Annotated in this window: 10 protein-coding genes and 1 pseudogene; 3 read left to right on the top strand and 8 right to left on the bottom strand. The window is 42.0% G+C overall.

Translation table 11 applies throughout. The annotated features are described in order from the left end of the window. Positions 1-323: 323 nt before the first annotated feature. Genes A372_RS0109095 through A372_RS0109105 form a run of 3 tightly spaced genes read left to right on the top strand, consistent with a single transcriptional unit; the run spans position 324 to position 2690 of the window. Positions 324-578 carry a FeoA family protein gene (locus A372_RS0109095; protein ID WP_019420528.1) on the top strand — a complete coding sequence of 85 codons (255 nt, stop codon included), beginning with the start codon at positions 324-326 and terminating at the stop codon, positions 576-578. Next, a complete protein-coding gene (locus A372_RS0109100) occupies positions 575-1306 on the top strand; it encodes a FeoB small GTPase domain-containing protein (protein WP_019420529.1) in 732 nt (243 codons plus the stop codon). Before A372_RS0109095 ends, A372_RS0109100 begins: the two co-directional genes overlap by 4 nt. Next, positions 1284-2690 carry a nucleoside recognition domain-containing protein gene (locus tag A372_RS0109105; protein ID WP_019420530.1) on the top strand — a complete coding sequence of 469 codons (1407 nt, stop codon included), beginning with the start codon at positions 1284-1286 and terminating at the stop codon, positions 2688-2690. The genes A372_RS0109100 and A372_RS0109105 overlap by 23 nt, the downstream gene beginning before the upstream one ends. A gap of 3 nt (positions 2691-2693) precedes the next feature. On the opposite strand, the gene A372_RS0109110 is transcribed toward A372_RS0109105, so the two are convergent. The 8 genes and pseudogenes from A372_RS0109110 to A372_RS0109150 form a co-directional block, all read right to left on the bottom strand. Then, on the bottom strand, positions 2694-3047 hold the full coding sequence (locus A372_RS0109110) for a hypothetical protein (RefSeq protein ID WP_019420531.1): 354 nt from the start codon (positions 3045-3047) through the stop codon (positions 2694-2696). Positions 3048-3961: 914 nt separating this feature from the next. Beyond that, positions 3962-6058, bottom strand: a pseudogene (locus A372_RS0109115) (thioredoxin domain-containing protein). A 607-nt stretch (positions 6059-6665) separates the two neighbouring features. Further along, on the bottom strand, positions 6666-7331 hold the full coding sequence (locus A372_RS0109125; protein WP_019420534.1) for a metallophosphoesterase family protein: 666 nt from the start codon (positions 7329-7331) through the stop codon (positions 6666-6668). A 731-nt stretch (positions 7332-8062) separates the two neighbouring features. Then, positions 8063-8161 (bottom strand): AAA family ATPase, encoded by a 99-nt coding sequence (locus A372_RS0109130; protein WP_019420535.1) that lies wholly within the window; start codon positions 8159-8161, stop codon positions 8063-8065. A gap of 124 nt (positions 8162-8285) precedes the next feature. Then, complete coding sequence (locus tag A372_RS0109135) at positions 8286-10538, bottom strand: AAA family ATPase (RefSeq protein WP_019420536.1); 2253 nt, start codon at positions 10536-10538, stop codon at positions 8286-8288. 334 nt (positions 10539-10872) lie between these two features. Beyond that, complete coding sequence (locus tag A372_RS0109140) at positions 10873-11058, bottom strand: hypothetical protein (protein ID WP_019420537.1); 186 nt, start codon at positions 11056-11058, stop codon at positions 10873-10875. Positions 11059-11223: 165 nt separating this feature from the next. Further along, positions 11224-12297, bottom strand: coding sequence for a YecA family protein (locus A372_RS0109145; RefSeq protein ID WP_019420538.1), 1074 nt, complete (start codon positions 12295-12297; stop codon positions 11224-11226). Between the two features lie 159 nt (positions 12298-12456). Further along, positions 12457-12711: a hypothetical protein gene (locus tag A372_RS0109150; RefSeq protein ID WP_019420539.1), complete on the bottom strand. Its 255-nt coding sequence runs from the start codon at positions 12709-12711 to the stop codon at positions 12457-12459. Positions 12712-13057: the final 346 nt, after the last annotated feature.

Consider the following 13057-nt stretch of genomic DNA (forward strand, 5'->3'; position numbering starts at 1 on the left):
TTCCCGCCCGTAGCATTTGCACATTGTATACATGCAGACTACGCCTCCTATCCAATAACGATGTTAAATTCAACATCCCTTCCTTAAATTCCTTCTTTCCTACTGCCCATCTGGCCGTACTTTACGAAGGCAGCGTAAGTCTAGCAAAGACCATCCAGCGGCGGTAAAACGGTCTTTTTGCCCTGGGGAAAATTTTTGTTGTCATAGAAATATTGTTGACCTATACTAATTATGTAGCATATATATAACAAACCTTATTATGTTGTAACAATGAATTTGTCCTTAGGAAACATTCGCTGCATAGAAAAAGGAGAGACATCACTATGCCTACAACAAGCGTGCCTTTGTCGAATGCCAAGTCAGGAACCCATATACGGCTGAATCGGATTGAAGTTCAGGGCGTGCTGCGCAGAAGATTGCTGGATCTCGGATTTGTTCCCGGAAATGTCGTGGAAGTGTTGCAAAAAAGTCCGCTTGGCGACCCCATCGCATTTCGGGTTAATAATACAACGATTGCACTTCGTAAAGAGGAAAGCTCGCTCATTTTCGGAGACATAATCGGAGGTGAAACATCATGAGTCGATACACCGTTGCCTTGGCGGGCAACCCGAATACGGGAAAGAGTACGTTATTCAACACATTGACCGGACTAAGGCAGCATACCGGGAACTGGGCCGGCAAGACGGTAATGATGGCCGAAGGTGAATTCAGTTATGATAAGACGACCTTCCGGATGATCGATTTGCCAGGCACTTATTCCTTATATTCCAACTCTACTGATGAAGAAGTGGCCAGGGACTACATTATTTTTGAAAAACCTGATGTCACCATTGTCGTTCTTGATGCCACCTCTCTCGAACGGAATCTAAACTTGGCACTTCAAGTTCTGGAAATGACTAATCGCGCTGTGGTCTGCATCAACTTGATCGATGAAGCGAAGCGGCTGGGCGTTCGCATTGACCTGCAGAAGATCGAGCAGCGTCTCGGCGTTCCGACCGTGGCGATTTCCGCCCGCAACCGAATCGGAATCGATAAGCTCCTGAAGCAAGTGAAGCTGGTCGCCTCGGGACAAATCAATCCGCATCCGATCCATATCCAATATAGCGATGAGATCGAACGGAAGCTTGCAGAGCTAGAACCGTCCATTCGAGAGAATCTCGGCAGTCAATATCCAACGAGATGGATTGCGCTTCGCTTGTTGGATGGAGATGAGAGCTTGTTATCCTCGTTAAAGAAACGGATGAATAAGGTGACTCCGGATTCTGTGAGGGAGGTTGCAAGTTATGGCAGAACCGCTTGCCACTAATGCGTCAGATCCGTTAGACACGCTTCTGAGCAAGGCCAGAACCCTTGCTGATGGAGAGACTGTCCGTGACGGGATCGTAAGCGATATTTACCGGACGACACGGGACATTTGTGCTGAATCCGTTCATTATGAAGACAAGAAAAAGCTGCAGAGCACTTATCAGTTGGATAAGGTTGTGACTTCACCGATTTGGGGCTTCCCGATTATGTTGGCGATATTAGGTGCCGTATTCTGGATTACGATTGCAGGCGCCAACGTTCCCTCTCAGATGATATTCAGATTTTTTGCTATAGTGGAGGGATATATTACTGCTGGATTCCAAGCGCTGCATGCTCCAGATTGGCTGCACGGTGTGCTCGTTCTCGGATTCTTTCGTGGGACCTCCTGGGTCGTCAGCGTCATGCTGCCACCGATGGCTATCTTCTTTCCGGTCTTCGCGCTGCTCGAGAATTTCGGATATTTGCCGCGGGTAGCCTTCAATATGGATCGGTTGTTCAAGAAATCTGGCGGTCACGGCAAACAAGCATTAACGATGTCGATGGGCTTCGGCTGCAATGCCGCTGCAATTCTGTCGACACGCATTATCGAGTCACCGCGTGAGCGCATGCTCGCTATACTGACGAACAATTTCGTTCCATGCAACGGCCGGTGGCCGACCTTAATTTTGCTATCGTCGTTGTTCATGGCTGCCGGAGTAGCCAGCGGCTTGCAAACCTTAGCCACTGCGTCTGTCGTAATGGGCATGGTGATGATCGGCATCGTCGTTACCCTCACTGTGTCATGGGTATTATCTAAAACGGCATTACGCGGCGTTCCGACGCATTACACATTGGAACTGCCCCCATACCGACGTCCACAAATTTGGAAGACGATTCTGCTTTCTTCGAAAGAAAAATCGTTAAACGTCTTGATGCGCGCCATTATCGTCGCCGCTCCAGCCGGGGTAATCACCTGGATTTTAGGCAATGTGTTCGTCGGCGGAGACAGTATTCTTAATCATATGGCTGCTTTCTTCGATCCGTTCGCCCATGCGATCGGACTCGACGGATTTATCATTATGGCCTTTATTCTCGGTCTTCCCGCCAATGAAGTCGTGCTGCCGATATTATTGATGGGCTATATGTCTTCCGGTGCAATGGTCGATGCTGACGGATTGGATAACATTAAGGAAATCTTCCTGCAGCATGGATGGACTTGGTTAACGGCATTAAATATGATGTTGTTCTCCTTACTCCATTACCCTTGCGGAACGACCTTATACAACATTTATAAAGAAACGAAAAGTACGAAATGGACCATTCTGTCCGCGGTCATCCCATTGGGTATTGCCATTGCAGTTACGTTCGTTACGGCCCAGCTCGTTCGGGCTTTCGGATGGGTTTGACCTTTACAAAACCAAAAGTACGAATCCGGCATTATCGGATTCGTGCTTTTTTTGCGCTTCAATGAGATGCTGCTCCATATCCGGGACGTGAATGCGGCTCTTCGTCGTCGTTAGTATCGTTATTTCAAGTTCAATGTTATGCCACACATATTCTACTTTGATTCCAACTGCTTGATTGCTCTTTCTTAAATCTCTGACGATGACACTTTGCCCGGTATGTTCTGCTTCCTTAACCATCTCCTCCATCTCGGCTTGCTCTAATGGCTCGAATCCGTAAAATACAGCAATGCCTGTTTGAGTTGCATTTGAAGGTTTTTTATAGGGATGAGGAAAGTATGGTGTGATCTCCTCATTCATTTCATCACCTCTTCCCCCTGTATGTTATATATTGGTTCATTTTTGAATAATCGTTCGATTTTTAAACGAGATTCTGCTATGTAAATTCTTATTCTATATAAGTTGAACTATTGAGCTTCTTCATTAAAGTTTGATACAGCTTCGCTGCTTATCTCAAATGCTGGAGGGGCGATACTCTCTCCGTTCGGCGCTTCCGCTCACTCTCCCCTTCGCTAAGTAACAACGATTCCCATATATCTCAGGCGCTAGGCGGTGTGATCTAAGGGTGATGTTGCTGCATCGTCCGAGAAGCAATGTTACTGGAGAGACATGTGCACCAAAGTCAACTTCACCCTATGGTGGGATGCCCCTTCTGAACGAGAGGAAGAATGGAGAGAAGTACTTGACAGCGTATCGTTATTAGCTGGAAATGTGATCTTTCTTTAGTTCCACTTATATAGCAATTTTTATTAGCATCATAGAAGACTATCATATGAAATACCATTTTCTTGCGGACAGTGATGCATAGCTGAGGCAATTCCTTATTATTTTCATAGAATAGAATTGTAGAGAGGATGTCTCTCTATGAATCTCTGAAAATAGAAAGGAGAGAGTTGCAATAAGAATCTCCAAGCTATTCTGGAACTGTTCACTCAGAACGGACTAATTTCCACATAAAATGATAACACGACCACTACCCTTGTTCTGTTCATCCTCTTGGTTGTTATAGTACAATCCGGTGATGATCCGGGAGACGGTTGTAGATCGCAATCTCGGAATGTATCTACGAGAAATAACTCGGGATTGGGAAGATAATTATCAAAACGTAACCGTAAACAATATAGACAAACCGCCTCTAACGGACAAGTCCCTGCTCTGGTGCATTAGCATCAGAACAGGGACTATTTCGCATGTTTCAGCCGACACCGACTTAACTACAAAGACTGCAGCTTATCCTGCAGCTCCCCAACCTCATTGGTCGGCGACTGACATGAGAAGTTCTCGCATACATAAGCCGTTGGCTTTCCGCCAAGCTGAACTTTCTCCTGAACGAGCGGAATCATTTCCCTGACTCGATCCCCTTCCTCCCCGTCCGGTACCAACAGTACTGTAGCATGAGGCTGAAAGCCGTTGCTTGCCACAGCAATCATTTGTGCGGTTGCTTCATCATTCGGATCGCCGCAAATAACAATTTCACACGGAGGACTGTAAGCATAATCCAAAGCGATGAGAAACATGGAATGACCTGTCGGATACTGATCCACAGCGCCTGCAAATGCTTCCAGCTGCCGTTCTGCTATCTGTGCCAGACGCGCATCACCGGTCAGCTTCGCCAACTTCAGCAAGTTCATCGCCGCTACCGAGTTGCCTGAAGGCTGCGCACCGTCGTAAATCTCTTTATTGCGTGTAAATAACTCCTCGCTGTCATGGCCATAAAAGTAAAGTCCACCGTTGCCCTCGTCCCAGAACAGATCAAGCATCTGCTGATTCAGTTCAAGTGCAAGTTGCAAGTAATCTAGTTCGAAGGACGCCTCATACAAATCAATGAAACCCCATACAAGGAAAGCATAATCATCCACGTAACCAGAGAAAGCAGCTTCGCCGTCCCGATACCGGGCTAGCAGCCGCCCATCCGCTTGCCTCAGGTTGACTATGATGAAATCCGCGGCTTTGCGAGCCGCCTGCAAGTACTCCTCCCGCCCCAGCGTTCGGTACCCTTTCGCCATCGCCATAATCATCAGCCCGTTCCAGGACGTCAAAATTTTGTCGTCTTTCCCAGGATGCACTCTATGCTCCCGATAATCAAATAGCTTGGCACGGCACACTTCCATCCGTTCACGCAGCTGGTCAGGGTTCAAGTCTCTTGCTTTAGCAAAGGCTTCAAGATCTTGCCCGATCAAATTCGGAATACTGTGACCTTCGAAGTTTCCTTCTATGGTGATATCATACAGATCGCAGTATAGCTCTCCGTCTTCAGCACCTAATACTTCGATGACTTCATCAGGCTCCCACACATAGAATTTGCCCTCAATCCCTTCCGAATCGGCATCTTCCGCGGAATAGAAGCCTCCGTCCGGATGCGTCATATCCCTCATTACATACGTGAAAATTTGCTCGGCGGCCTGGGCATACTCCGGCTTTCCTGTCAGCTGGAAGGCCTCGAGATAGCTCCATGACAGCAACGCATTATCGTACAGCATTTTCTCAAAATGAGGAACGAGCCATTTCTCATCAACCGAGTATCTGCAAAAACCGAATCCTACATGATCATACATCCCGCCGCGATACATGGATTGAAGCGACTTCTCCACCATTTGGAGCGCTCTTTCCTTCCCTGTACGGTAATAGTAGCGTAGCAGGAAAGACAAATTGTGCGATGTCGGAAACTTAGGAGCGCCACCGAACCCGCCATTTTCCGCATCAAACGTCTGTTCATAATGAGCGTAAGCTTTGTCAAGTGTTGCCTCCGACACCTCACCTGACAGGTTGGAAAGCATCTGCTTCTCGACTTCCTTGACAATCTGTTCGCCAATGTCCGCTACCCGCTCGTCGTCCTCCTCCCATTGCTTGGCAATCTGCGGCAGGATGTCCATCAAGCCGTAACGGCCGTATTTGCGCTGCTTCGGATAATAGGTGCCTGCAAAGAAAGGCTTCTTATCCGGCGTCATTATAATAGTGAGCGGCCACCCTCCCTGACCGCTCATCGCCTGACATACCGCCATATAAATATGGTCGACGTCAGGTCGCTCCTCGCGGTCCACTTTGACGGACACATAATGCTCATTCAGAATGGCAGCGACCTCTTCATCTTCGAACGACTCATGAGCCATAACATGGCACCAATGACAGGTACGTGTAGGTCACCAACGTCAGCTATACCCAACAGATAAGAAAATAGGCTTATTTTCTCGTCTCGCTTCATCAAACGCTTCTTCACTCCACGCGTACCAGTTCACTGGATTATAAGCATGTTGAAGCAAATAGGGCGATTTCACGGCGATTAATCTATTGGGCTTGCGGTTCGTTGTCATGGGGCATCACCTCTTTTCGTTGTAGAAATTTAGGTAAAATAAAGCTTAGCGTTATTTTACCCAAAAGGGTGAGGAAATCCCAAGAAATAAAAAATGAGTCTGTAAAATAGTTAGTGTATACTCCAAAACCTACTAAAATGAAAGTAGTAGGAAAGGTTGGGGAAAACGGTACTATGGACAAAAGAGCAACTACGAGCATTCATCAAGGAGAATAAGCTGGTCACGACTCAGGCTGTTCACGGAGACGATTCAGGAACTTAAGTCAGCTTTGAAGGATGAAGCGAATACCTCGAAAATCTTGTTCTTTTTGAAATTAATTTAAAATATTTAAATTTTTTGCTTGAGCAGAATGAATAATCTTATTATAGAACTCCACCCATGTATAATATTCAATGTCGGCAATCTGCCTCGTTTACAACCATGAATCGGGTCTTAGGGTCAAAAAGACGCTCCGCACGACTATTGATTGCTGTCTTCAGATTACAGCTTAAAGAGGACGTACATCGGCAATATGATTTACGCTCTGATCACCCGGTTGAACCAACTTTGGTGTCTTTTCGTGTCGACTTTGAAGCGTTAGTGCAGTAAGCATAGTCATTACGCGATCTTAATCCTTTTCACTCACATCTCTAGGATCGACATTAAACTGAACAATCTCGAGCACTTCACCTAGCGAGGTGACTCGAATAGCACTCATTGCGACTTTCCGGTAAGCTCCGGTATCAATATTCCACGAATGAGACGCCTCCTCATACTCAGGACGGCCAGACTTGCATGGGGTGTGACCGATAATTTGAAGTCTGCCAATATTTCTCAACGGTGTGCGATTCCAAAGCACGCCTAACTCATTTCCTTCTTCGAATGGGAACTCTGCCTGATCTGCAATACCAGCATGACTTATCAGTACATGCTCGTTCTCCCAAACGAGCGGAAGCTCATTAATCCATTCTGATACCTCCTGCAGCTCCATGTTAGCGGACCTAAGCTGATCCAGCGTTTCAAAGCCACATTGCGGAAGCCAATATTCGTTAGGGCCATTCTCTATATGCTGTGAAAACTCGTATTCATGGTTGCCCTTGAGAAAAACCGCGTTCGCGCCATACCGCTTTCTCAGTTCCTTAGCCAAAAGTAGCGTTCCCGGCGTATCGTTTCCACGGTCGATTAAATCCCCTAGTTGGACGAGTCGCTCCTTATCAGGATTCCAATGTCGGTCAAGAAGCCCTGTAAACGTATGAAGACAGCCATGTACATCCCCGACGACGAATAGATTCATAAGGCTTTTATATCTCCTTTGGTCAATATAATCTTACTCATACCACGATACCCCATTGGTTAGAATTCAGCTAATATTAGCATTCATTTAGGCATCGGTAATCAAAATCAACGTAAACAAGAGCCGCAAAAGTTCCCGACAAAATATGGATTTTAGCATTAGTCTAGCTTACGATAAATATCTATTTTAGAACATCATTTTCGTGAGAGTGGCAAACAGATATTCGCACCTCCCCCTTATATCCACTCGCTTCCTAAGAAAAGAGTTCCATGCAATAGCCGTTATCTTGGCATATTCAAGCTTAAGCCATAATAATTGATTCACACAAACATCCCATCAATGAGAGGTACGTGTGGGTCTATAATTAGCTGTATTCAATAGAAAGGGAGACAAGTTTATTCTTTCCACTTAGCTCTGTCGAAAGCTACTTCGAATAAGGACAATTCAACGGGTTAAGTTCATGTTACAGCAATACGCCGACTTCTACTTCGCAAATCTATTGATTCCTTTGTGAGTTGTCATGGGGCATCAGCTCGTTGCGTATTTGTGTAAAAGTATTGCTTAGGGTTAGTTTAACAAAAATGGTGGGGGAAATCCCTTCCTGTGTCTTGTAGACTTCCTCCATCATCGTTTTTACAGGCAGCGTAGCCTATGAAACAGGAATACTATCCGCTCTCGATAGCCTAGGAATTAGTCAAATTCCCTTACGCATCTGCGTCCACTAACAGCACTCACTTGTCTTCCTGAGCTAAACCAAGACCCAAATCCACTACTGTTGCCGCCTTACCGACACCGCCCTTTTGATTGGCTAGTTCGGTTACCTTGATCATCGTATTTCCTCCCTTCAACGTAAAATACCCGGCTGCACTGAGTTCAGGGAATCAGCTCTTACAGATATCTATATCAAGAGAGAGCATCCGTTGAAGGACACTCTCTTGAATACCATTTATTCTGTTAGATGCTTAAGAAATTTAAGGTTCTTGATACAAAACCTCTTAACTCATTGGAATCTATTGGCTCCACTCCACCATCTTCATGATGAAACCTTTTTGAGTATTCATTTAAATCATCTAATTCAGTAAACAAGTTCGATAGTGTGACGTTGTTTGACTGTCTAATGATTCCTATAAAATCCCCCAGCCATTTATCAGACTTGAAATCTTTAGGAAACCTTACCCGCAAGTATCCCTCCAATAAAGGTCTTACGCACCTGGCTACAGATATTTCCTCACCATCATAGGAACCATTTAAATAATTATCCAATATTGAATAGTTTTTAAAATAATCAATACTAGTGATACTGTCAATATCTAGTCTTCTCAGGCAGCTTGCTTTTATTTCAAGCTCATAAAAATCATAGTTATTTTTTATAGCTACATCGTAAAATTTTTTCGCTAAGATTTCGTTATGTGTAAACAAAAATGTTTGTCTTGCCTTAACCGCCAACCTATTTAATTCTGCTACAGTCTGGGTAATTCTGAAAAAATCAAGGCTGGTTATAGGATCGTCAACTACGATGATTTTCTCGGAAATATCTGGTGATTTTTTCAATTTACAAACAAAGAATGCAAATGCGAGGGTTGTCTTATCCCCTTCGCTTAAAGTATTTTTAAAACTTGGAACATAACTTTTTGATGCTCTAAGTGGTACTTCACATCTATTAATTTCTAGCTTATAGTCTACTTTAGGTTGTCCCCCTTTGTAATCTAATACAGAACTCATGATACGATATCCCGCCCCAAACCTTTCTAATTGTTTATTTAGCTCATCCTTAAATTCACTCATAAAAGCATCACAATATTGGTCAAGTGCTTTTCGTTTAAGGATTTTTTCATTAGCCAATCTTTTTTTTTCTTCATTAAGATATTTATAATTTATACACATTGCGATTACGGTTTCATCATTATGCCTTAATTTAGTTAGTTCCGACTCTTTCTTTTTTTGTGTCAGTACAGAAAGATTTCCCTGTTTGGCGTTCTCTTTTTGAATCTTAATTTGTTCATTAATTTTCTTCACTGCTAAGTTATACTTAGCCAACTCCTCTACAACCTGATCTAAAAAAAACTCAATTTCCTTGTTTGCTTGTAAAGAATCGAGTATATTTTCTTTTTTTAGTGAAATATCAGCAATTATATAAGCTTCAACTTTTTGCAAATTATCATGAATAAACTGTACATTTTTTTCTAAATGAGGTAACTCAGAAATAATCTCCTGCCAATACTCATGTAACTGTTGATTTTTCGAATCAGTCAAGTTAATCCCAGCAAATCTCTGATTTTCAATCGAGCCAGCAATATCTTTCAAAGAACTGTTAATTCTCTCACGATATTCTTGATAAGCCAAGTTGAAATAATCTTGGTAATATTTTAATAACTCATTCGCCGTAGCATTTTGTCCACAAAATGGGCAGGTTTTCCCGTTGTAGACTTTTAGACCTTCTTGAATAAATTTATGTATTTTCCCATTGCAGTTCTCTGATGCATGTACACGAATTTTTTCTTCAGCAAGTTTCGAAATATTAGCATAGCTTTGACCCAGTAGTTCACCCAAAACCTCAAATTTAGGTAAAGTAATTTGAATTAAATCTAGCTCTTGTTTCTTGGCAATTTGATCTTTTCGACTTTGAATCTCAATGTCTTTTTCAATTTGTTTTATAATACTATCAATATTTTCAGAATTAATGAGTGCAATAAATTCGTCAAAATCGTAGCCATTAATTTTTGAAGCAATTTCATTTTTTTGATTTGTAATTTGAGTACCAATATTTTTTATCAATGAATCAATATCTATAATATCTCTTGTTAATTCCACACCTGTTGAACCAATTATGAAGGAATGTAGATTCTTTTGATGTCCGGTTTCAACACTCTCTCCTGTATATAAATTATCATATATAAATTTTGAATTAAAGATTTCAATTTTCTCATATGAACTTGACCAGCTATTGTTTTCAAATGTAACCACGTTTCCGTCAATTAACAATTTAAGCTTTGGATTTTCTGACTGTCCTAATGTCTGTCTAGCTTTAATTAAATCTGTATCACTATTTTTTAATGAATTCATAATTTCAGTCAACGTTGTTTTTCCTTGTCCATTTCTTGAAAAAATAAGATTCACTTTTTTAAACTCTTTATTCCATCTACTATCATCAAACCTTAGATTTCTAAACACACCAATATTCTTCAGTTCGATAATCTTTTTAATCATATTTCGACCATCCTCTCATAACTAACAATCAAGCCTTTTAACCTAGAAAAAGCCATGACAAAAGGAGTCAAAATCATCGAGTAGGTGGCTATTACCATAATAGTATCCAATCCAATAGTACCATATATTTGAAACAGTTTCGACATAGTATTCAGAAAAACAAAAAAGGAACGGTAGGTATAGTTCCACGTTCCTTAAGATTAATTCCAATCATTTCCACATGTCTACACACTCTATATTAAAACCAAGGTCCAGTATGACCGAAACCTCGATTTTGTCCTTCAGCACCTTGTTTTTGAAATTAACACCATCCTTCGTGAAGGTTTTAAACCCCTTAAAGTCTTGGAAACAAAGGATTTCTAAGTTCTATTCGTTGCATTCCTACTACGGCCACCACATGTGATGTCTGGCAGCGACTGTGTTCGACTGCTAGCTTCAAATGACGCTGAGTGAGCGAGAGCAGGTGTTGCTCGATGGCGGGATTGATATCGAGTTGGTACAAGTGGATGGGCTTGGACATGGGGAACGCCTCCTTGGAAGTTTGTTATATAGTAGCTTCTTTTGTCGTTATTTGAAGTTATTCTTATCGTTTTAGTTGTGATTATTGGCATAAAAAAGGCATCTGCAGCGCTGGGCTGGGCTGCAGATACCTAATTATAAAGGTTAGCAATCCCTTTAATAGCTATCATAGCGAGAACAAGTCGAATGTAGGAGTTTCTAAGCGATTGTAAGAATGTCCACTGAGTTCAGATAGCTCTGCCATCCCCCATAAAAGCATGCCAAATTCATCTTTCTTTGACTGTTCCATCCTATCCCATGATTCAGGATTTAATGCGATGTTCTCGCTTATAATCGGCAGGGTATTATTTATATAATTCTGTCTCTGCTGTTGATCTAACGCTTCTAGTTGCTGGCGATATCCAAAAAAGAGTTCATCATTATCTTTGAGCCATGAAATAATACAATAGGTCTTATTTTCTTCAGAAAAGACAATCACAAAAGTATGCTTAGCTAACGTCCTGACATCTAGTAAATTTTGCAATTTATTTCCTTGTAAATCAGTAGTTGGTGCTTCAAAACCTGAAGCTGCAAAATTGATTGGGAACGGCATTTCCCAAACTACACTGGATAGAATATTATACTGAGCAGTAAGAAGTGATTTATCGAACAGGCTCTTAACAGGTTGGAAATCATCAATAGACATAAGCATACCACCAAACGGATCTTCATCTCCTGAAATTCCAATCAACGAAGGCTTACGTCTAAACGCATTTTTTTGCATATTAACTACTTCCATTTTCTTATGGTATTCAACAGCGAAACAACGATAAGTGTACAAGAAGATATGTAATTCACTCCCATCGAAAAGACCATCTTCAATAGGCTCGAACACCTTATTATCATGATGACCACAAAAACCGGTGAACACAGTCGCTTCTTTGCGTCCCCATTTAGTCATAACTGCAAATGGATTGTCTGGCTTAGGGCATGGCATATAAACATGTCCATTACTAGAGAGTCGTTTTAGTATTTTGTTGTTTTGAATAGAATGAGCTCCAATTATTTTTTCGGAGCATGCTGGCCTATCTGGATGTAGGCATTGCTTAATCTTCGATTCTTTTCTAAGAGTCTTGAAACTGTTTAGAAAATTAACTGGATTTGAAAATTCCTCATCGTCATGTTTACCCAGACAACATTTTTTGTACTTGATTCCGCTTCCACATGGACAGTGGTCATTTCGACCTATCTTTTTATTCAATAACATCCCTCCTGCTGCCATCACTTTAACTTGAACATTTCCATGTAAGACAAAAGCACAAACATTTCATTCCTTGGGTTTGTTTAAACAACCTATTTGAATAGATACGTGCATGATAAACAATCTCTCTAATTCAAGTACATGAATGATGTTATTGACTCACAGAGACAGAAGTGTTCCTGCTGTTGCGCTGATCGCTGTAGCCCACGTGGTCTCCAAAAAAGACGCTACCAGAAGCCTGAGATTCATCAGCATCTCCTCCTTAGGTTGAACAGCAACTACTTTACGACTGAAGTATAGAACTAGCGACATGACTCCAATTAGAAGCAAGTCCACAGAATCAACGAACAGTTGCGGGAACACTTCTGGCTGGAGACATGTTGTCTCTGTCAGCCAATAACATTCCTCAAACACCTTACAATATCCTCCAATTATTTTAACAGATTGCTCAATTAATTAATACCATTTTACTAGAAAAATAGTAAAGGAGACCTTACATCAGCTAAAGGTCTCCTCCATTATAATTCTATTCAGCTTTCAGAAAACTTGAGCAGTACTGTCACATCTCATTTCGTACCATCAATATTAGGCACTTCACATGTGTAGAGCAGTTAAAAAAATAAGATAAATCTTCATTTATAACAAACCGTCAACTCTACCCTATTCCCTTCCCGATTATACACAATGGACCTCTGTCAATAGATTGGACACATAAAACCGAGAGAATTACGCAGTTTCTAGGTACATACGTTCGTACTGA

It is taken from the genome of Paenibacillus sp. OSY-SE, assembly GCF_000283315.1.
Lineage (GTDB): Bacteria > Bacillota > Bacilli > Paenibacillales > Paenibacillaceae > Paenibacillus_B > Paenibacillus_B profundus.

Coding starts and splice junctions, on each gene's coding strand:
- A372_RS0109140 (WP_019420537.1), bottom strand. CDS start 11,058: ATGTCCAAGCCCATCCACTTGTACCAACTCGATATCAATCCCGCCATC.
- A372_RS0109095 (WP_019420528.1), top strand. CDS start 324: ATGCCTACAACAAGCGTGCCTTTGTCGAATGCCAAGTCAGGAACCCAT.
- A372_RS0109105 (WP_019420530.1), top strand. CDS start 1,284: ATGGCAGAACCGCTTGCCACTAATGCGTCAGATCCGTTAGACACGCTT.
- A372_RS0109125 (WP_019420534.1), bottom strand. CDS start 7,331: ATGAATCTATTCGTCGTCGGGGATGTACATGGCTGTCTTCATACGTTT.
- A372_RS0109100 (WP_019420529.1), top strand. CDS start 575: ATGAGTCGATACACCGTTGCCTTGGCGGGCAACCCGAATACGGGAAAG.
- A372_RS0109130 (WP_019420535.1), bottom strand. CDS start 8,161: ATGATCAAGGTAACCGAACTAGCCAATCAAAAGGGCGGTGTCGGTAAG.
- A372_RS0109110 (WP_019420531.1), bottom strand. CDS start 3,047: ATGAATGAGGAGATCACACCATACTTTCCTCATCCCTATAAAAAACCT.
- A372_RS0109135 (WP_019420536.1), bottom strand. CDS start 10,538: ATGATTAAAAAGATTATCGAACTGAAGAATATTGGTGTGTTTAGAAAT.